Raw genomic sequence first — 20,221 nt, forward strand, 5'->3', positions numbered from 1 at the left:
CCGGTACCCGTTAGCAGGATTAGGTCATGAGCAACGAGCAGGAACACATAGAAGAGCACTCCTCCCCCATCAAGACCCCGAAGCAACTGATCGTCACGATCGTCCTGGCTTTCGTGGTTCCCATCGCCATCATCATCCTTCTGGTGAACATGGTGGTCACCGGCACCAAGACCGGCGCCGGCTCGGACGCTTTGTCCGGCGAGGCCGTCGCACGGCGGATCGCGCCCGTTGCGGGATTCGAACTGGTCGACGCCAACGCGCCCAAGGTCTTCAAGACCGGCGAACAGGTCTTCGCCACCGTCTGTACGGCCTGTCACACCGCTGGCGTGGCTGGCGCACCCAAGCTGGGCGACAACGCCGCGTGGGCGCCTTTCATCAAGGCTGGCTACGACGAGATGATGAAGGTCGCGCTGCACGGCAAGGGCGGCATGCCCGCCAAGGGCGGCAACCCGGCCCTGTCCGACTACGAAGTCGCGCGCGCCGTGGTCTACATGGCCAACAAGTCCGGCGCCTCGCTGCCGGAACCGGCAGCCCCCGCTGAAGACGGCGCCAAGAAGGAAGGCGAAGCGGCACCGGCCGCGCAAGCCGCTGCACCGGCGCCGGCGGCTCCCGCTGCCGCCGCGCCCGCCGCCGCGGCTCCTGCCGCCGCCGCACCGGCTGCCGCCGCTCCTGCTGCTACCGCTCCCGCCCCCGAGCAAAAGGCCGCCGCCGTCAACCCGGCGGGCGAACAGCTCTACAAGACGGCCTGTTTCGCGTGCCACGCCACGGGCGTGGCCAACGCGCCCAAGTTCGGCGACAAGGCCGCCTGGGAGCCCTACATCAAGACCGGCATGGACGCGATGGTCAAGGTCGCCATGACGGGCAAGGGCGCAATGCCTCCCAAGGGCGGCGCAGCCAACGCCTCGGAAGACGACATCCGCGCCGCCGTGGAGTTCATGGTGAACGCCGCCAAGTAATACCGGCCCGCATCGCAGGCGATAAAAAGCCCCTTGAATCTTCAAGGGGCTTTTTTTATCCGGTGACCCGGCTTCGCGTGGCAAAGGTGTCAGACACCTCGCCACCCAGCGATCAGTCCGCCGCCGACGTCTTCACCAGCGACATGCCCAACTGCACGCGGCGCTGCAGCCACAGGCTGGGACGGTAACGGGTGTCGCCCGTCACACGCTGCATGCTCTTCAGGATTTCCAGAATGCGATCGGCGCCCAGCTTGTCGCCCAAAGCCAGCGGGCCTACCGGGTAACCCAGCCCCAGCGTCACGGCCAGATCGATGTCCTCGGGCGTGGCGATCTTCTGCTGCGCGATATCGCAGGCGATGTTCACGATGTGCGCCACGATACGTTGCGCGATGAAGCCGGGCGAATCCTCGATCACCGTAACGGGCACGCCGTCGGCGGCCAGCAGTGCATGGGCCGCGTCGCGCCACTTGTCCTCGGTCGCGGGCGAGACCATGATCGTGCGGCGCTTCGCGTTATCGAACGCATACAGCGTGTCCAGGCCAACCGTGCGGCCCGCGTTCAGGCCTTGCGCGGAGACGCTGGTGGACACGTCTTCACCGAACGGCGTGACGATAATCAGCGCATCGGCATCCGGCGTCGATCCCGTGACCAGCGTGCCGCCCAGCTTTTCAACCAGCGCGGAAGCGCGGGCGTAGCCTTCGCCGTGCTTGGGGCTGACCCAGACCTTCAGGCCCTCGGGCAGCGCGGGCGCCGCCGCTTCGGCCGGCACCTGCTTCTGGCCGTCGGCGTAGACGTAGAAGCCCTCCCCCGCCTTGCGGCCGATCAGCCCGCCCGCCAGACGCACGGTCGTGATCGGCGACGGGCGAAAGCGCGGCTCGTCGAAGAACTGGCGGTAGATGGATTCCATCACCGGATGCGAGACGTCGAGCGCGGTCAGGTCCAGCAGTTCGAACGGTCCCATGCGAAAGCCCGCCTGCTCGCGCATCACGGCGTCGACCTGGGCGAAGGTGGCCACCGCCTCCTGCGCGACGCGCAGGCCTTCGGTATTCATGCCGCGGCCGGCGTGGTTGACGATGAAACCGGGCATGTCCTTGGCGCGCACAGGCGTGTGGCCCATGCGGCGGGCCAGCTCGGCCAGGGCGTCGCCCACTTCCGGCGCGCTGCGCAAGCCGTCGATGACCTCGACCACCTTCATCAGCGCAACGGGATTGAAGAAGTGATAGCCCGCCACGCGTTGCGGACGCTTGCAGGCCGCTGCGATGGCGGTGATGGAAAGCGACGAGGTGTTGGACGCCAGAATGCAGTCGTCGGACACCACGCCTTCCAGCGCGGCGAAAAGATCACGCTTGACGTCCAGCCGCTCGACGATGGCTTCGACCACGAGCTGGCAGTTCGACATGTCGGTCAGCGCCGTGGCCGATTCGACGCGCTCGAGCGCGGCTTGTGCGTCGGCGGCGGTCAGCTTGCCCTTCTGGGCCAGCTTTTCCCAGGTCTGGCGCAAGGATTCGCGCGCGGCCGCAATGGCCTCCAAACTGGTGTCGTACAGACGCACGCGCAGGCCGGCCTGCGCCGCGATCTGCGCGATGCCGCGCCCCATGGCCCCGGCGCCCACGACGCCGATGGTTTGAATCTCCGTCATCAACTCTCTCCTGCCTGTATTGGAATGGATCGTGCGCCCGGCGCGGCGCGGCGTGCGCGACAGCGGACTGGCCGCCTTCGCGCGCGCATCAGGCCCGGCTCTGCGCCAGCGCCTGGATTTCTTCGGCCGACAGTCCCAGCTTCTCGGACAGGACCTGCTCGGTGTGCTCGCCCAGCATGGGCGGCGCGCGGCGGTACTCGACCGGGCTGCCGGAAAACTTCAGCGGGCTGGCGGCCACGGGCACGGTGCCGGCGGCCGGATGCGGCAGCTCGCGCTTCATGTTGCGGGCCAGGACGTGCGGGTCTTCGTAGACCTGGTCCAGCGTGTTGATGGGCCCGGCCGGCACGCCCACGCCTTCCAGCGCCGCGAGCCAGTGGTCGCGCTCGCCGGTGGCCATGCGCTCGGCCAAGAGGGGCACGAGTTCCTCGCGGTTCTTCACGCGTTGCGGGTTGGTGGCGAAACGCGGGTCGGCCGACAGCTCGGGCAGGCCGATCGCGCCGCAGTAGTTGCGGAACTGGCTGTCGTTGCCCACGGCCACGATGAGGTGACCATCGCTGGCCGCGAACACCTGGTAGGGAACCAGGTTCTGGTGCGCGTTGCCCGCGCGGCGCGGGGCCACGCCGGAGGTCATGAAGTTCAGGTTCTGATTGGCCATCATGGCGACCTGGCAGTCCAGCAGGGCCATGTCGATGTGCTGGCCCAGGCCGCTGCGGGCGCGCTCGTGCAGCGCGGCCAGGATGCCCACGGTGGAATACATGCCCGTCATCAGGTCGGCCACGGCCACGCCGGCCTTCTGCGGACCGCCGCCGGGCAGGTCGTCGCGCTCGCCCGTGATGCTCATCAGGCCGCCCATGCCCTGGATCATGAAGTCATAGCCGGGACGGCTGGCGTACGGGCCGGTCTGGCCGAAGCCCGTGATCGAGCAATAGATCAGGCGCGGGTTCAGTTCCTTCAGGCTCTCGTAGTCCAGGCCGTACTTGGAAAGGCCGCCCACCTTGAAGTTTTCAACCAGGATGTCGCTTTGCAGCGCCAGCTCGCGCACCAGCTCCGCGCCGCGCGGCGACGCGATGTCCAGCGCCACCGACATCTTGTTGCGGTTGGCCGACAGGTAGTAGGCGGCCTCGGTGGTGTCGTGGCCCGCTTCGTCCTTCAGGTACGGGGGGCCCCAGGCGCGCGTATCGTCGCCCGAGCCGGGCCGTTCGATCTTGATCACCTCGGCGCCAAGGTCGGCCAGGTTCTGGGTGCACCAGGGACCCGCCAGCACACGGGTCAGATCCAGCACGCGTATGCCGGTGAGGGGAGCGGGACGTTGCGACATCGGTAATCTTTTCGCTAGAAGGGAAATGAGAACTTCCGGCCCCGCGGAGAAGCGCCGGGCGGACTGGGATTCCGTCATGCCAGAAGGCGGCCCGCGGGGGCCGCCTTCCGATCAACATTCGTCAGACTGGATATTAGCCTCTGGAACGCGTTGGCCGGACGTCTGGCGACGGAAAGATCAGGAATGCGCCTTGATGGTCTCGCGCGCGATGACCAGCTGCTGGATCTGCGAGGTGCCTTCGAAGATGCGGAACAGGCGCACGTCGCGGTAGAAGCGTTCCACCGCGTATTCGGACATGTAGCCCGCACCACCGTGGATCTGCACCGCGCGGTCGGCGACGCGGCCCACCATTTCGGTGGAGAAGAGCTTGCAGCAGGCGGCCTGCATGGTGGTGTTTTCGCCGCGGTCGCGCATGCGGGCGGCGTCCAGCACCATGCAGCGGGCCGCATACAGCTCGGCCTGGCTGTCGGCGATCATCGCCTGGATGAGCTGGAACTCGGCGATGGGCTGGCCGAACTGCTTGCGCTCGGTGGCGTACTGCACGGCGTCGCGCAACAGGCGGTCGGCAATGCCCACGCACAGCGCGGAAATGTGCAGGCGTCCCTTGTCCAGCACGCGCATGGAGGTCCGGAAGCCGTTGCCTTCTTCGCCGCCCAGCAGCGCGCTGGCCGGCACGCGGCAGTTGTCGAACACGACGTCGCTGGTCAGCGCGCCGGCCTGGCCCATCTTCTTGTCCGGCTTGCCGATGATGAGGCCCGGCGTGCCCGCTTCGACCAGAAAGCACGAGATCGAATTGGCGCGGCGCTCGGGCGCGGTACGCGCCATGACCGAGAACAGGCCGGCGATGGGCGCGTTGGTGATGTAGCGCTTGGTGCCGTTCAGCACGTAGAAGTCGCCGTCGCGCTCGGCGGACACGCGCAGCGACATGGCGTCGGAACCGGCATCGGGCTCGGTCAGCGCAAAGGAGCCGATGAGCTCGCCGCTGGCCAGCTTGGGCAGGTAATTGGCGCGCTGCTCGTCGGTGCCGGCCAGGACGATGGCCTGCGAGCCGATGCCGATGTTGGTGCCTGCCAGCGAGCGGAAGGCGGGCGAGGTCTGGCCCAGTTCGAACACAACGCGGACCTCTTCTTCCATCGTCAGGCCCAGGCCGCCGTAGTCCGGCGAGATCGACAGACCGAACAGGCCCAGGTCGCGCATTTCGTTGACGATGTCCGGCGGCACTTCGCCGCTGGCGGCCAGTTCGTCCTCGGCGGGAATCAGGCGTTCGTGGACGAAGCGGCGGACGGCGTCGATCAGGAGATTCAGGGTTTCGGTGTCGAGGGCCATGATGGAGGTCTCTATAAGCGGATATGGGTCAAGAACGGGGGGTGGCGGCCGGTTCAGGCGCGCATGCCGCCCACCAGCAGATCGAAATAGCCGTCGGCGATGGATTCGGCGCTGTCGCCCTGGCCGGGCTTGTACCAGCGCACCATCCAGTTCAGCATCGACAGCACGGCGCGGCCGGTGGCGGCCACGTCCAGCACACGGAATGCGCCTTCGGCCACGCCCTGCGCGATCACGTCGCGCAGCTGCTTCTCGTAGCTGTCGCGCAGGCGGGCGGCATCTTCGCGTTCGGACAGCGCCATGCCGGAATACCCGATCAGCATCGTCACGAACTGGGCGTGGTGCTGCTCGAAGTACCGGGCATGTCCCACCATGAAAGCGCGCAGGCGGGCCACGCCGCCCTCGGCGCCGGCCACGTCACGGCCGACGGTGTGGGTCAGGCCCTCCAGCACCTCGAGGATGATGGCGTCGTAGATGTCCTGCTTGGTGGGGTAGTAGTGATAGATGGCCGCCTTGGACACGCCGATTGCGCCCGCCAGGTCGGCAATGGAGCTGCCGTCGTAGCCGCTGCGCGCGAACAGCTTGGCGGCTTCTTCCAGAATGCGTTCGCGCGGGGCGGCCAGGGTGGGTGGCCGGCCCGCACGGGCACGTTTCTGAATGGGTTGGGGGGTGATGCCCATGGACGCCTTTGGCAGGGGCCGCGCGAGGCCGGAGGGTTCTGGCGAACCGCAATTGACAGCCATTCCGCGCATGCCGTTAAATAAATATTAATTAATTACCGGACGGTCGGTAGGTAATTAATATACTCCAAAACCTACAACGAGACGACGCCCCATGCCCCATCCCCTCGTGACTGATTTGTATGGCCAGATGTCCTTGCCGGTCATCAGTGCCCCGATGTTCATCGTGTCCAATCCCAAGTTGGTTATCGCGCAGTGCACGAGCGGCATCGTGGGGTCGTTTCCCGCGCTGAATGCGCGCCCGCAGACGCTTCTTACCGACTGGCTGGACGAAGTCCAGGCCGGTCTGGCGTCCTACCGCGAGGCCAATCCCGGCGCCCCCGTCGCGCCGTTTGCCGTCAACCAGATCATCCACCAGTCCAACGACCGCCTGGAACAGGACCTGGCGGTATGCGCCAGCCACCGTGTTCCGCTCATCATCACCAGCCTGCGCGCCCCCGGCGACCTCGTGAAGGGCGTGCATGACTGGGGCGGCAAGGTCTTCCATGACGTGACGACGATCCGGCACGCGGAAAAGGCGCTGGAAGCGGGCGTGGACGGGCTGATCCTGGTGTGCGCGGGCGCGGGCGGCCATGCCGGCACGCTCAGCCCCTTCGCGCTGATCTCTGAAGTGCGCCGCTTCTATGACGGCCCCCTGATCCTGTCGGGCGCCATCACCTCGGGCGCGCACGTCCTGGCCGCGCAGGCCATGGGCGCGGACTTCGCCTATATGGGCACGCGCTTCATCGCCAGCGAGGAAGCGAACGCCAGCGACGGCTACAAGGCCGCGATCGTCGAGGCCAGCGCCTCGGACATTCTGTACACGCCGTTCTTCACCGGCATCCCGGGCAACTACCTGAAGGCCAGCATCGCGGCCGCCGGCCTGGATCCGGCCAACCTGCCCGCCCCGGACAGCGGCGCATCCAATTTCGGCACGACCCGCGTCAAGCCCTGGAAGGACATCTGGGGCGCCGGCCAGGGCGTGGGCGGCATCGCCAGCGTCGAGCCGACCCGCAAGATCGTCGACACGCTGCGGCATGAATACGCCGAAGCAAAGGCCCGCCTGGCCACGGGACCGCACGCATGAGCGCCGGACTGAAGGTGGCGCGCGACGGCGCCGTCCTCACGCTGACGATCGACCGCCAGGACCGCCGCAATGCGCTGGACACCGCCACCTATGCCGCCCTGACCGAGCAGATTTCGCTCGCCAGCGCGGACGTGGCGGTCTCGGCGGTCATCCTGACGGGCGCGGGCGAACATTTCACGGCGGGCAACGACCTGCGCGACTTCCAGGCCGAACGCGGGGCGGGCGACAGCGCCGGGCTGACGTTCCTGCGCGCGCTGACCACGGCCGACGTACCCGTCATCGCCGCGGTCGAGGGTTACGCCATCGGCATCGGCGTGACGCTGCTGCAGCACTGCGATTTTGTCCACATCGGGGAAGGCGCGACCCTGCGCATGCCGTTTGTCGCCCTGGGGCTGTGTCCGGAAGGCGCGTCCAGCCTGCTTATGCCGCGCCTGGTGGGCCGCCGGGCAGCGCAGTGGCTGATGCAGGGCAAAGCTTTTTCGGCGCAGGAGGCGGTGGACGCCGGCCTGGCCACGTCCGTCACACCCAAAGGCGAGGCGCTGGCTGCGGCCCAAGCCACCGCAGCGGACCTGGCGCGCCAGCCCCCGGCCGCGCTGCGCCTGACCAAGGCCATGATGAAGCGGGCGGACCGCCAGGCCATCCAGGAGATGCTGGACTACGAAGCCCAGCAGTTCCGCGCCCGCCTGCAGACCGAAGAGGCGCAGGCGGCGTTCGCGAAGTTCTTCAAGAAATAGCGCGTCAGAAGGGCGAATCGGGCCGGAAGTTCGGCGCCCGGCGTTCACGCAGGGAATTGATGCCCTCGCGCACGTCCGGGCCGCCAAAACCCATGAATTCCAGCGCCAGCGACGTGTCGAAAGTCGGTCCGGCCATGCGCAGCCAGTTGTTCAGCGAATATTTGGTCCAGCGGATCGCCGTCTGCGACCCGGCCGCCAGCTTGTTGGCCACCTCGAACGCCTTGCCGATCAGCTCGGCCTCGTCCACGCAGAGCGACACGAGGCCGATGCGTTCGGCTTCCTCGCCAGACACCGTCTCGCACAGCATGAGGTAGTACTTGGCCTTGGCCATGCCGCACAGCAGTGGCCAGACGATGGCGGCGTGGTCGCCCGCCGTGACGCCAAGCCGGGTGTGCCCGTCGATGATGCGGGCATCGCGCGCCGCGATCGAGATGTCTGCCAGGAGGCCGGCCACCAGCCCCGCCCCCACCGCCGCGCCGTGCATGGCCGACACGATGGGCTTGCTGCAATTGATGATGTTGTAGACCAGGTCGCGCGCCTCGCGCCAGACGCGGGTGCGCACGTCGAAGTCGTCCGCCATCTGCTGCACAAGATCCAGGTCGCCGCCCCCCGAGAAGCCCTTGCCCTCGCCGCGGATCACCACGACCCGCGTGTCCGGATCGGTGTCGATGTCGCGCCAGATGTCGGCCAGTTCCCGGTGCATCCGGTCGTCGGCCGTGGACAGCTTGCCCGGCACGCCGCCCTTGGCGCCCATGATCAGTTCCAGCACGCCGCCAGGATGGCGGCGCAGCTTCAGGGATTCGTAGGCCGAATAGTGTTCCAGCGTGATGTCGGTCATTGTCTGCTCCGGGTCTGGTCTTTGGTTGTTCGCACCCCGCCCCAAGGCGGCCGCGTTTTTGCGCACTATAGTGGATACGGCCGACCCGCCAAGACGATTTCCCTCCGGAGCCTCACCCCATGAACACCCCCGCCGTCCCCATTGACCGCGCCGCGTTGCCCGCCCTGTTCGCACCCCGCGCGGACGACTCGCACAAAGGCAGCTTCGGCACCGTAGGCGTGGTGGGCGGCGGTCCCGGCATGACCGGCGCAGCCCTGCTCGCCGCCCGCGCTGCCCTGAAGACCGGCGCCGGCAAGGTGCTGGTGGGTTTCGTGCAGGAAACGCTGCCGCTGCCCTGCGACCCGCTGCAACCCGAACTGATGCTGCGCGACTTCCGTTCGCTGCTGGAAGAAGACTGGGGCGTGACCGCCTGGGTCGCCGGCTGCGGGATCGGCACGGGCGCGCTGGCCGCCAACGCCCTGTCGGAACTGTTCGTCCTGCGGCGGCACGCGCCGCTGGTCCTGGACGCCGACGGCCTGAATCTGCTCGCCCGCGGCGAAATCCGGCCGACCTGGGGCGCGGGCCCCGTCGTGCTGACCCCGCACCCGGCGGAAGCCGCCCGTTTGCTGGGCGTCGGCACCGACACCATCCAGCGCGACCGCCCCGCCGCCGCCCGGCAACTGGCGCAGCGCTTTCAGGCGTGGGTGGTGCTCAAGGGCGCCGGCACCGTGGTGTGCGCCCCGGACGGCGGCCTGCACATCAACACCACGGGCAACCCGGGCCTTGCCACCGCCGGAACCGGGGACGTATTGGCCGGCATGCTGGGCGCGCTGATCGCCCAGAAGCTGCCGCTGGACCAGGCCGTGCTCGGCGCCGTCTGGCTGCATGGCGCCGCCGCCGATGCGCTCGTCGCCCAGGGTGTCGGCCCCATCGGCCTGACGGCCGGCGAGCTGGCCGACGCCGCCCGCGCCCTGCGCAACGCGCGCTAAGTCCAAGCCCGACAAAACATTTTTACAACATACTAGGGTTTTCCCCTAAAATGAGATTGCTATTGGCCTAGGGTTATCCCTATAATGGTTTACCCCATGACGAAACGGACTGGAGCCAAACCATGAGCGAACTGACCCTGAACAACACTGCCCGCCTGACCGACGCGCTGGAGCGTGACCTGCTCCGCGGCGCTCTCGAAAACCAACCGAATTCTCACCCGCTGACCAGCCTGAAGAAGGCTGGCCAATCCGTAGCAGCCGCTGTAGCCGCCGTCTTTACCTTCATCGACGAAGTGAACGAATCGATGAACAAGGCTCGCGCCGCCAGCTCGCGCTTCTCCGGATCGCAGTGGTAATAACAGCCGCGCCAGGCTGAATCGCGACCAATCTCCCGCGACTCAGCCTGGCGCGCTGCCGTTGCCGCGCCCGCCTGGCCCTCCCCAGGCGCCCGCCGCAACGTTTCGGCGCCCGTCCCCTCACCGGCGCCATCGCGTCGCGAGAGGTCCCAAGAGGGACCGCGCGACGCCCTCTCTCCCTTCCCCTCTCGGCGTTTTCCCTAGCGCCCCGATTGCCGCTGCGCATTGACAGCGCGCGAACCCCCTACCGATAATCGGCCCCTTGCCGTCGTGCCCTGGCGACATTTCCCCGCAAGCCCCCTGGCCGACGCAGTCGTCCCCTGGCGCGCGTGGCCGCCTGCACGATCCGGTTCGTTCCCCATCCGGAGTTGTCACCATGAAGTTGCGCACCACCCTGGCCCTTGTGGCCGCCGCCATTCCCCTGGCAGCCGCCCAAGCCCAGACGCTGAAGATCGGCCTGTCGGCCGAACCGACCTCGGCGGACCCCCACTATCACAAGATGACGCAGAACGACGCGTTCTCCGCGCACGTCTACAACTCGCTGGTGGGCCGCAGCGCCGACATGAAGCTGGTTCCCCAGCTTGCGACTTCCTGGAAGACCCTGGACGACCTGACCTGGGAATTCAAGCTGCGCGACGACGTCAAGTTCTCGAACGGCAAGCCGTTCACGTCCGAAGACGTGCTGTTCACGATCTGCCGCACGCTGAACAACGAAACCAACGTGTCGCAGTCCTACATGGACATGACCAAGCGCATCACCGACGTCCAGACGCCGGACGCGCACACCGTCATCATCAAGACGGGCGAACCCTTCCCCCTGATGCCGGCCGAACTGGCCCGCTCGCTGCCGATCATCTGGAACGGCATCGTCGAGCACGGCAAGCTCACGTATGACCCCAAGAAGGGTTGCGGCGTGACGGGCGCCTGGCCCACGGTGGTCGACTTCAACAACGGCAAGGACGCCATCGGCACCGGCCCCTACATGCTGAAGTCCTACGTCAAGGGCACCGGCATCGAACTCGTCCGCAACGAGAACTACTGGGGCGAAAAGCCGCACTGGAAGGAAGTGAAGTTCGTGCCGGTGCCGTCCGCCGGCCCGCGCCTGACCGGCCTTTTGTCCGGCGACTTCGACATGATCGAAAACCCCGCCGCGCGTGACCTGCCGCGCCTGAAGGACAACCCGAAGTTCGGCTTCGTGGCCACGCCGTCCACCCGCCTGGTGTTCTTCCAGCCGGACGTGGGCCGCAACCCCAGCCCGTTCGTCAAGAGCGCCGACGGCAAGAACCCGCTGCAGGACCTGCGCGTGCGCAAGGCCATCAACATGGCCATCGACCGCAAGACCATCACCGCCCGCATCATGGATGGCATGGCAACCCCGGCCTTCCAGTTCATGCCCGACGGCATGTTCGGCGCGCTGCCCAAGGCCCCGGAAATCAAGTACGACCCGGAAGGCGCCAAGAAGCTGCTGGCCGAAGCCGGTTACCCGAACGGCTTTGAACTGACGCTGTCGTCCACCAACGATCGTTACGTCAACGACGGCCAGGTCGCCCAAGCCGTCGCCCAGTACCTGTCGCGCGTCGGCATCAAGACCAACGTGGACGCGATGACCGCCTCCATCTACTTCCCCAAGCGCGCCAAGCGCGAGTTCAGCTTCTCGATGGGCGGCTGGCCGGCGGAAACCGGTGAAGCCTCGGCGCTGTTCCAGTTGTGGGTCGCCACGCTGGATTCGCCCGTCAGCCTGGGCACCAGCAACTACGGCGGCTTCTCGAACGCCGACTTCGACAAGGTCTACAAGCAGGCCATCGTGACGGTTGACCCCGCCAAGCGCGAAAAGCTGCTGCAGGAATCCACCCAGATCGCCCTGGACAACGTGCCGCTGATCCCGCTGCACTTCGAAAGCAGCATCTGGGCATACCGCAAGGGCATCTCGTACGAAGGCCGCCGCGACCAGTACACCCTGGCCACCTCGGTCAAGCCCGACGCCAAGTGAGCCGGCAGGGCTGAGTAAAGAAGAAACGGCTGCCTCGTGCAGCCGTTTTGCCTTGTGGCGGCGCAAATGCGCCCCGCTTTGCCCGAGCCCCCCGCCCCATCCCCTACAATCGTCTCGCTTCATCGGAACCGCCATGCCCACGTCTTTGCCCCCGTCTTCGTCCGCCCCTGCCCCCCGTCCTTTCCTGTTGGCCTGTCCGGACCTGTCGGCCGAGCGCGTGGGCAACACCGACACGCCCGGCGTCTGGCATTTCGATTCCGGCGCGCCCGGCAGGCGGGTGATGCTGAGCGCGCTGATCCACGGCAACGAACTGTGCGGCGCCTGGGCGCTGAAGGACCTGCTTGCCGCCGGCCTGCGCCCGCGCCGCGGCACGCTGACGCTGGCGTTCTGTAACCTGGCGGCTTTCGACCGCTTCGACGCCCGCAATTACGCCCCCGCGCGCTTCGTGGACGAAGACATGAATCGCGTCTGGAGCGAGGACAAGCTGTCCGCGCCGATCTCCCAAGAGCGCCGCCGCGCCGCCGAGCTCCGTCCGTGGGTGGAACAGGCGGACTGGCTGCTCGACTTCCATTCGATGAGCAATTCCGACGTGCCGCTGCAGCTGACCGGCCTGGAGCAGCGCAACATCGATCTGGCCCTGGCATTGGGCAATCCCGCCACCATCATTGCCGACGCGGGCCACGCTGCCGGCGTGCGCATGCGCGATTTCGGCCGTTTCGGCGAAGCCGGCGACAACGGCACGCGGTCCCTGCTGATTGAATGCGGTTTCCATGGCGCCCCCGAGGCGCGCGGCGTGGCCGCCGACCAGATGGCGCGCTTTCTGGTGCAGGCCGGCACAGTGGACCGCAGCGACATCCCCGCCGCCTGGTTCGCGCCCGGCGCGCCGCTGCAGCGCGCGCTGCGCGTCACGCACGCTGTCGCCGCCAAGAGCGCCGACTTCCGTTTCGCCGAGGCCTGGAAGGGCCTGGAGATGCTGCCCAAGGCGGGCACCGTCATCGGCTGGTCGGAAGGCGAGCCCGTCACCACCCCGTACGACAACTGCGTGCTCATCATGCCGTCCACCGCCAACCTGCGGCCCGGCGTCACCGTCGTGCGCCTGGCGCAGCCGATTGCGTAGCGTACGGCCTGCCAAACCCCCGGCTTTTCCCCAACCCCTGAGCCCACCAAGGAAATCATCTCGTGGCCTTGTTCATCCTACGCAGACTGATACAGAGTCTGTTCGTGCTGCTGGCCGTTTCGGTCGTGGTCTTCTTCGCGGTGTATGCCGTGGGCGACCCGATCGAGCTGCTGGTCAGCCCCGAAGCCAGCCAGGCCGCGCGCGAGGCGATGATCGCCCGCCTGGGCCTGGACCTGCCCGTCTGGCAGCAGTACACAGGCTTCCTGTGGCGCGCGCTGCACGGCGACCTGGGCACGTCCTTCGTGCACGGCATCCCGGCGATCGAACTGATCGTGCAGCGCATTCCCGCCACGTTCGAGCTCGTGATCGTCGCGATCATGCTGACCTGTGTGATCGGCATTCCGCTCGGCCTGATCGCAGGTCTGTACCGCGATGAGTATGTGGGCCGCGGCATCATGGCCTCGTCCGTGCTGGGCTTTTCGCTGCCGAACTTCTGGCAGGGCATGATGCTGATCCTGCTGTTCGCCGTCTGGCTGGGCTGGCTGCCCGCCACCGGCCGCGGCGACACGGTGACCGTGCTGGGCGTGCGCCTGTCCATCCTGACCGCCGACGGCTGGTCGCACCTGATCATGCCCGCCATCAACCTGGCGCTGGCCAACATCGCCCTGGTGCTGCGCCTGACGGCCTCCGGCGTGGTGGAAGCCCGCAGCCAGGACTACGTGAAGTTCGCGCGCGCCAAGGGCGTCAAACCCGGCCGCATCGTGCGCCGCCACATCCTGCGCAACATCCTGATCCCGGTGGTCACGGTCATCGGCATGGAGTTCGGCACGCTGATCGCCTACTCGACCATCACCGAGACCGTGTTCGCGTGGCCCGGCATGGGCAAGCTGCTGATCGACAGCGTGTACCAGCTCGACCGCCCCGTCGTCGTCGCCTACGTGATGCTGGTCACGCTGATCTTCGTCATCATCAACCTGGTTGTGGACATCCTGTACGCCGCGCTCGACCCGCGCGTGCAGCTCGTGGCCCCCGCTCATTGAACCGCCATGGCTAACTCTCCCAATCCCGGCCGCACCCGCACCGTCCAGCCTCTGGCCGAGACGCCCCGGCGCGCCGCCATCCTGAAAAAACTGCATGCGCGCCCCACGGTGCGCGGCTCGGTCATCGCGCTGGCCGTCCTGATCATCCTGGTGGTCTTCGCGCCATTCTTTGCGCCGCAGAATCCGTACGATCTGGCCAACCTGTCGCTCATGGACGGGCGCCTGGCCCCGCGCCAGGCGCTGATGGACGGCAGCATCGCCTGGCTGGGCACTGACGACCAGGGCCGCGACATGCTCAGCGCCATCCTGTATGGCCTGCGCATCAGCCTGATGGTGGGCCTGTCCGCCGTCGTGCTGGCAACCGCCATCGGCGGCGCGATCGGCCTGGTGGCCGCCTACATCGGCGGCTGGGTCGACACCGTGCTGATGCGCATCGTCGACTTCATCCTGGGCTTTCCGACCATTCTGGTGGCGTTGGTGCTGCTGGTGGTGCTGGGCCGGGGGGTCGACAAGGTGATCCTGGCGCTTGTCCTTGTGCAATGGGGCCACTACGCGCGGATCATGCGCAGCCGCGCCTTGCAGGAACGCCGCAAGGAATACGTCGAGGCCGCAGCCAACCTGGGCTTTCCGGCGTGGCGCATCATGCTCTTTCACCTGTTGCCCAACTGCCTGGGTCCGGTGATGGTGTTCGCCACCATCCAGATCGCGACCGCGATCGCGCTGGAAGCGACGCTGTCGTTCCTGGGCGTGGGCGTGCCGATCACCGAACCGTCGCTGGGCCTCTTGATCTCCAACGGCTTCCAGTACCTGCTGTCGGGCGACTACTGGATCAGCCTGTTCCCGGGCATTGCGCTCCTGGTTCTCATCCTCTCCATCAACATCGTGGGTGACCGCCTGCGCGAAAGCCTGGATCCTCGTCGAGCATGAGCGACATTCTTCTTGATGTGCGCGGCCTGCGCACTGCATTCCATACCGAGGCCGGCGCGTGGCTGGCGGTCGACGGTGTCGACCTGACCGTGCGCCGTGGCGAGATCGTGGGCCTGGTGGGCGAGTCCGGTTCGGGCAAGTCGGTCACAGGCTTTTCGCTGCTGGGCCTCATCGACCCGCCGGGCGAAGTCGTCGACGGCGAAGTGAAGTTCAAGGGCACGGACCTGCGCAAGCTGTCTGAAGAGCAGATGCGCCAGTTGCGCGGCAACCGCATCGCCATGATCTTCCAGGACCCGCTGATGACGCTGAACCCGGTGCTGCGCATCGGCGAGCAGATGATGGAAGCCATCCTGACGCACGAGGACGTGCCGCGCGCCCAGGCCGAGGAACGCTGCCGCGAGGCGCTGGCCATGGTCGGCATCCCGTCGCCGGAAAAGCGGCTGAAGAGCTATCCGCACGAATTCTCGGGCGGCATGCGTCAGCGCGTGGCGATCGCGATTGCGATGCTGAACAAACCCGACCTGATCATCTGCGACGAACCCACGACTGCGCTGGACGTCACCATCCAGGGCCAGATCCTGTACCGCATGCAGCAGATCTGCCGCGAGCACAACACGGCGCTGATCTGGATTACCCACGATCTGGGCGTGGTGGCCGAGCTGGCGGACCGCGTGGCCGTGATGTATGCCGGCCGTATCGTGGAAAGCGGTCCGGTCGAACAGGTGCTGGATGCGCCGCGCCACCCCTATACCAAGGGCCTTCTGGACTCGATGCCCGGCGCCACGCAGCCGGGCGCGCGCCTGCACCAGATCAACGGCATGGCGCCCAGCCTGGCGGGCCGCCCGTCGGGCTGTGCGTTCCGGCCGCGCTGCGTCAACGCGGTCACGCGCTGCACCGAGCAGGCCCCCTCCGTCACCACCGAAGGTTCGCGCAGCTATCGCTGTTACGTGCCGATTGCCCGCGAGGCACAGTAAGCAATGAGCCAAGCCGATACCCCCGTCATCGAGCTCAAGAACGTCCACAAGCGCTTCGAGCAGCGGCCTGACCTGGCCCAACGCATTCTCGCCCTGACCGGCCGCCCCATCGACCGCCGCACCGTGTACGCGGTGAACGGCGTGGACCTGTCCATCAAACGCGGCGAAGTCGTGGGCCTGGTGGGCGAGTCCGGTTGCGGCAAGTCCACGCTGGGACGCGTCGTGGCCGGCCTGCATCGCCAGACCGAAGGCGAGCTGCTGTACCAGGGCCTGGACGCCAACCGCCTGCGCGGCGCCGACAAGCTGGCGTACACGCTGGGCGTGCAGATGATCTTCCAGGATCCGCAGGCCTCGCTGAACCCGCGCCAGCGGCTGCGGCAGATCCTGGGCGAATCGCTGAAGGTGCACAAGCTGGCGCCTCCCAACGAGATCCCCGCCCGCGTCGACCAGGCGCTCACGGAAGTGGGTCTGGCCACCGAATACCGCGACCGCTTCCCGCACCAGATCTCGGGCGGTCAACGCCAGCGCATCGGCATCGCCCGCGCGCTGATGGTGGCGCCCAAATTCCTGGTCTGTGATGAACCGGTGGCGGCGCTGGACGTGTCGATCCAGGCGCAGGTGATCAACCTGTTCATGGACCTGCGCGAACAGCACGGTTTCACGTACCTGTTCATCAGCCATGACCTGGGCGTGGTCAAGCACATCTCGGACCGCGTCGCGATCATGTATCTGGGTAAGATCGTGGAGATCTCGACGTCGGCCGAAATCTTTGCCCGCGCCAATCACCCGTACACGCAGGCGCTGATGGCCGAAGTGCCGGACGTGGCGCGCCGCGGCCGCAAGTTCACGCCGATCAAGGGCGAGATTCCGTCGCCGCTGAATCCGCCGTCCGGCTGCACGTTCAACCCCCGCTGTCCCCACGCGATGCCGCGCTGCCGTGAAGTGGCGCCGGCCCTGAAAGAAATCTCGGCGGGCCACTGGTCGGCCTGCCACCTGAACGAAGCGAGCGCCTGATGAAACCTTCCGATATGTCCAACGTGGACCGCATCGCCATCGAAATGGGCCATGCGGGCCGCAACGCGATCCTGTACGTGGACGAGGACCGCAACTACGACCGTCCGTTCAAGCTGCAGACCTACCGCCCCTACGGCTACACGCCGGACTGCCCGGTGGTGATCGTGCAGCACGGCGTGCTGCGCAACGGCGACGAATACCGCGATTTCTGGGTCGAAGCCGCCGACAAGCACAAGCTGCTGATCGTGGCGCTGACGTTCTCGAACGAGATCTGGCCGGGCGTTGAAAGCTACAACAACGGCCGGGTGTTTTCAGCCGGCGGCAATCCGCGCCACATCGATGGCTGGACGTATGCGCTGGTGGGCAACGTCATCAAGGACATGATCGCCGGCGAGATCACCGACGGGCAGAACGTCTACCTGTTCGGCCACAGCGCGGGCGGCCAATTCGTCCACCGCCTGATGAGCAGCCAGCCGCACGCGCCGTTCAAGGCGGTGACGGCGGGCAATCCGGGCTGGTACACGCTACCGACGTTCGACTATCCCTATCCCGAGGGCATGGACGGCGTGGGGCTGACCGAGGACCATCTGGTGAAGCTGCTGGCCTACCCGATGACGATCCTGGCGGGCGACAAGGACATCGAGACCAACGATCCCAACCTGCCGTCCGAGCCCGCGGCAATGCGCCAGGGCCCGCACCGCTTTGCCCGTGCGCAAAACTACTTCGAATTCGGCCGCAAAGAGGCCGAGCGCCGCGGCGTGCCGTTTGGTTGGAAGCTGCAGGTAGTGCCGGGCATCGGCCACGACGGCCGCGCGATGTCCGCCGTGTGCGCGAGCCTGTGGTTCGATGGCAAGATGCCCGACGATGCCGAGCTCGCCCGCCTGGCCGGCCAGCAAATCGCCTGAATTCCTTTTCCATTGCTGAAATCCGATACCGCCATGTCCAACACCCAGAGCACTGAACAGATCGTCGCCGGCATTCAAAGCTGGCTGCAATGCGAGTCGCCGTCGAACTTCCCGGAAGGCATCGCCGCGATGGCGCGCATCATCGCCGACTACGCGGCTGCGGCCGGCCTGACGGTGGAGCTGTCGTCGCTGGGGCCCACGACGGGCCCGCTGCTGTACGCGACCAACCGCGCGCCGGGCGATACGCGTCCGGGCATCCTGATCCTGGCGCACATGGATACGGTGCATCCGGTGGGCACGCTGCTGGAAAACCCGGTGCGCATCGACGGCGACCGTCTTTACGGCCCGGGCAGCTATGACATGAAGGCGGGCATCTATCTGGCGCTGACGGCGCTGGCCGGCGTGGCGCGTCCGGGCGCGACGCAACTGCCGGTGGATTTCCTGGTGGTGCCGGACGAAGAAACGGGCAGCCACGCCTCGCGCGCGCATATCGAACGCTTCGCCGCCAATGCCAAGTACGCGCTGGTGTGCGAACCGGCCCGCCCCAACGGCGGCAAGTGCGTGACGGCACGCAAGGGGACGGGCATGCTGAATCTGAACGTGAAGGGCCGCCCGGCCCACGCAGGCATGCAACACGAGAAGGGCCGCAGCGCGATCCGCGAGATGGCGCACCAGGTGCTGGCGCTGGAAGCGATGACGGACTACGACCGTGGCATCACGGTGAGCGTGGGGACCATCGCGGGCGGTACGGTCACGAACACGGTTCCGGCGCTGTGCCGCTGCGTGGTGGATTTCCGGGTGCCTGACATGGGCGCCGCGGAAGACGTGCTGCGCCGGATGCGTGAACTGTGCGCGGTGGGTCCGGACGTTGAACTGGACATCGACGTGGAACTGAACCGTCCGCCGATGGTGAAGACGGAGGCGGCGGCTGCGTTGCTGGCCTTGGTGCAGGGGTTTGCGGATCGCGCGGGCTTCTTGCTTGAAGATGCGCCGATGACGGGTGGCGGCAGCGATGCCAACTTCACGTCGGCAATGGGTATTCCGACGCTGGATGGGTTGGGAGCTGATGGAGATGGCGCGCATACGTTGAATGAGTATGTGCTGGTGTCTACGTTGGAGCAGCGGTTGAAGTTTTGGGAATTGCTGCTGCGGGATTTGGCTTAAGGGTTTGGTTTTTCGCGTTTTGTTGCGCGAAGAGCTGAGTTCTTGAGGCGTCCGGCACGGTGGCGGGCGGGCGGGTGGTTGAGTTCTTAAGACGTCCGGCACGGTGGCGGCCCGGGGTGCGCGGGGCCACGATTGCGGTCCGGAGCCTTCGCTCCGGACTGCCCCGTCGTCATCGTCGTTGTCGCCTCCGGCGACTGCCTTCCGATTCCCTCGGGCTTATCGACGCCCCGCGCACCCCGGGCCGCCACCGCACCGGACTCTGGCAATTCAAGTCTTTAGGCAGCTGGGACGATCAGCGTGCTTGGCATTTTTGTGTAGATCTTTTCGGGCCAGAAGCATCTTGCGGGGCCCGTCTCCGTTCGGCCGCGCGGGCGGCCTCCGGAGACTTACGCGGTGTCTTGCGGCGTAGCGATGGCGCTTCGCGTGTGGCTGCATTTGGTCTAGGTGTCTGACACCTAGGTGAGATTCAAGTGATACCAAGCGCATCTCCCGAGGGTGTCAGACACCGGCAGCGGCAGACGCTATCGGCAGGTTCAGGCAGCGACGGCAATCGATTCGGTGTCAGACACCGGCCGCGGCAGACGCTCTCGCCAAGTTCAAGCGGAGCCGCCATTAATCGTCAATTGAATCCCAGTGCCCGATGGGCGGCGCGAACCGGTCGGCAAGTTGTGGCTGACCGTCGCCGCGCCGCCCATCACCGCCCCTCCCCCCGTGACGGCGGCCCATTAGCAAGCCAACCGTCACCAGCGCGCAAGCGACCACCGCCACGACGCCCCACCGGCCCAATGCCGGGTTGCCGCCGTCCGGGCGGCAGCAACCAGGCGGCCCCGCAGATCCCCTTCCCTGACCACAGGTCTTGTAGCGCCACAAACCAAAGACCCTCGTAGCACGGCGTCGTGGTCACCGGGGAGGCGAGCGCCGTCGATGCGCCCGAGGGAATCTGAAGGGAGCCGAAGGCGGACGAAGATGACGAAGGGGACGTCCGGAGCGAAGGCTCCGGACCGCAATCGTGGGCGCTCGCCTCCCCGGTGACCACGGCGTCGGGCGACCTACGAAGACCTGTCGTCACGAAAGGCTGATGTCTCGAGGGCCGGTGTCAGACACCCTGGGAAGACGACCCTCAACTCGGATCACCGTCTTAGCGGGTGTCAG

At 66.9% G+C, this 20,221-nt stretch carries 18 protein-coding genes; 13 read left to right on the top strand and 5 right to left on the bottom strand.

What is annotated here, in order from left to right:
• Positions 1–26: 26 nt before the first annotated feature.
• The gene (locus KW836_RS01375) at positions 27–956 is read left to right on the top strand and encodes a cytochrome c5 family protein (protein WP_218342253.1); all 930 of its coding nucleotides are present in this window, start codon (positions 27–29) and stop codon (positions 954–956) included.
• Between the two features lie 112 nt (positions 957–1,068).
• On the opposite strand, the gene KW836_RS01380 is transcribed toward KW836_RS01375, so the two are convergent.
• The 4 genes from KW836_RS01380 to KW836_RS01395 form a co-directional block, all read right to left on the bottom strand.
• Positions 1,069–2,595: a 3-hydroxyacyl-CoA dehydrogenase gene (locus KW836_RS01380; RefSeq protein ID WP_218342254.1), complete on the bottom strand. Its 1,527-nt coding sequence runs from the start codon at positions 2,593–2,595 to the stop codon at positions 1,069–1,071.
• 88 nt (positions 2,596–2,683) lie between these two features.
• A complete protein-coding gene (locus tag KW836_RS01385; RefSeq protein ID WP_105237142.1) occupies positions 2,684–3,913 on the bottom strand; it encodes a CaiB/BaiF CoA-transferase family protein in 1,230 nt (409 codons plus the stop codon).
• Positions 3,914–4,090: 177 nt separating this feature from the next.
• Positions 4,091–5,239: an acyl-CoA dehydrogenase family protein gene (locus tag KW836_RS01390; RefSeq protein WP_175139455.1), complete on the bottom strand. Its 1,149-nt coding sequence runs from the start codon at positions 5,237–5,239 to the stop codon at positions 4,091–4,093.
• A 53-nt stretch (positions 5,240–5,292) separates the two neighbouring features.
• On the bottom strand, positions 5,293–5,916 hold the full coding sequence (locus KW836_RS01395; protein ID WP_175139456.1) for a TetR/AcrR family transcriptional regulator: 624 nt from the start codon (positions 5,914–5,916) through the stop codon (positions 5,293–5,295).
• Between the two features lie 154 nt (positions 5,917–6,070).
• On the opposite strand from KW836_RS01395, the gene KW836_RS01400 reads away from it, so the two are divergent.
• Both KW836_RS01400 and KW836_RS01405 read left to right on the top strand, forming a co-directional pair.
• Entirely contained in the window at positions 6,071–7,042 is a 972-nt protein-coding gene (locus KW836_RS01400) for a nitronate monooxygenase family protein (protein WP_218342255.1), read from the top strand.
• Positions 7,039–7,776 (top strand): enoyl-CoA hydratase-related protein, encoded by a 738-nt coding sequence (locus KW836_RS01405; RefSeq protein WP_218342256.1) that lies wholly within the window; start codon positions 7,039–7,041, stop codon positions 7,774–7,776. The genes KW836_RS01400 and KW836_RS01405 overlap by 4 nt, the downstream gene beginning before the upstream one ends.
• Positions 7,777–7,780: 4 nt before the next feature.
• Here the strand turns inward: KW836_RS01405 and KW836_RS01410 are convergent, their stop codons facing one another.
• The gene (locus KW836_RS01410) at positions 7,781–8,614 is read right to left on the bottom strand and encodes an enoyl-CoA hydratase/isomerase family protein (protein WP_175125116.1); all 834 of its coding nucleotides are present in this window, start codon (positions 8,612–8,614) and stop codon (positions 7,781–7,783) included.
• 119 nt (positions 8,615–8,733) lie between these two features.
• Here KW836_RS01410 and KW836_RS01415 point away from each other — a divergent pair, with 119 nt between their 5' ends.
• The 10 genes from KW836_RS01415 (at position 8,734) to KW836_RS01460 (ending at position 19,069) form a co-directional block, all read left to right on the top strand.
• Positions 8,734–9,582: an NAD(P)H-hydrate dehydratase gene (locus KW836_RS01415; RefSeq protein WP_218342257.1), complete on the top strand. Its 849-nt coding sequence runs from the start codon at positions 8,734–8,736 to the stop codon at positions 9,580–9,582.
• Positions 9,583–9,704: 122 nt separating this feature from the next.
• Positions 9,705–9,938: a hypothetical protein gene (locus KW836_RS01420; protein ID WP_218342258.1), complete on the top strand. Its 234-nt coding sequence runs from the start codon at positions 9,705–9,707 to the stop codon at positions 9,936–9,938.
• Positions 9,939–10,314: 376 nt separating this feature from the next.
• Complete coding sequence (locus KW836_RS01425; protein ID WP_175139459.1) at positions 10,315–11,928, top strand: ABC transporter substrate-binding protein; 1,614 nt, start codon at positions 10,315–10,317, stop codon at positions 11,926–11,928.
• 133 nt (positions 11,929–12,061) lie between these two features.
• Positions 12,062–13,045, top strand: a complete 984-nt coding sequence (locus KW836_RS01430) for a succinylglutamate desuccinylase/aspartoacylase family protein (RefSeq protein WP_218342259.1) — start codon at positions 12,062–12,064, stop codon at positions 13,043–13,045.
• Between the two features lie 62 nt (positions 13,046–13,107).
• Complete coding sequence (locus KW836_RS01435) at positions 13,108–14,085, top strand: ABC transporter permease (protein WP_175139461.1); 978 nt, start codon at positions 13,108–13,110, stop codon at positions 14,083–14,085.
• Between the two features lie 6 nt (positions 14,086–14,091).
• Positions 14,092–15,012 (top strand): ABC transporter permease, encoded by a 921-nt coding sequence (locus tag KW836_RS01440; protein WP_105237134.1) that lies wholly within the window; start codon positions 14,092–14,094, stop codon positions 15,010–15,012.
• On the top strand, positions 15,009–15,986 hold the full coding sequence (locus KW836_RS01445) for an ABC transporter ATP-binding protein (protein WP_175125110.1): 978 nt from the start codon (positions 15,009–15,011) through the stop codon (positions 15,984–15,986). The genes KW836_RS01440 and KW836_RS01445 overlap by 4 nt, the downstream gene beginning before the upstream one ends.
• A gap of 3 nt (positions 15,987–15,989) precedes the next feature.
• Entirely contained in the window at positions 15,990–17,000 is a 1,011-nt protein-coding gene (locus tag KW836_RS01450; protein WP_175139462.1) for an ABC transporter ATP-binding protein, read from the top strand.
• Entirely contained in the window at positions 17,000–17,905 is a 906-nt protein-coding gene (locus tag KW836_RS01455) for a S9 family peptidase (RefSeq protein ID WP_218342260.1), read from the top strand. The genes KW836_RS01450 and KW836_RS01455 overlap by 1 nt, the downstream gene beginning before the upstream one ends.
• A gap of 33 nt (positions 17,906–17,938) precedes the next feature.
• On the top strand, positions 17,939–19,069 hold the full coding sequence (locus KW836_RS01460) for a M20 family metallopeptidase (RefSeq protein WP_175186070.1): 1,131 nt from the start codon (positions 17,939–17,941) through the stop codon (positions 19,067–19,069).
• Positions 19,070–20,221: the final 1,152 nt, after the last annotated feature.

Source organism: Achromobacter sp. ACM05 (assembly GCF_019218915.1).
GTDB classification, from domain to species: domain Bacteria; phylum Pseudomonadota; class Gammaproteobacteria; order Burkholderiales; family Burkholderiaceae_B; genus Achromobacter; species Achromobacter animicus.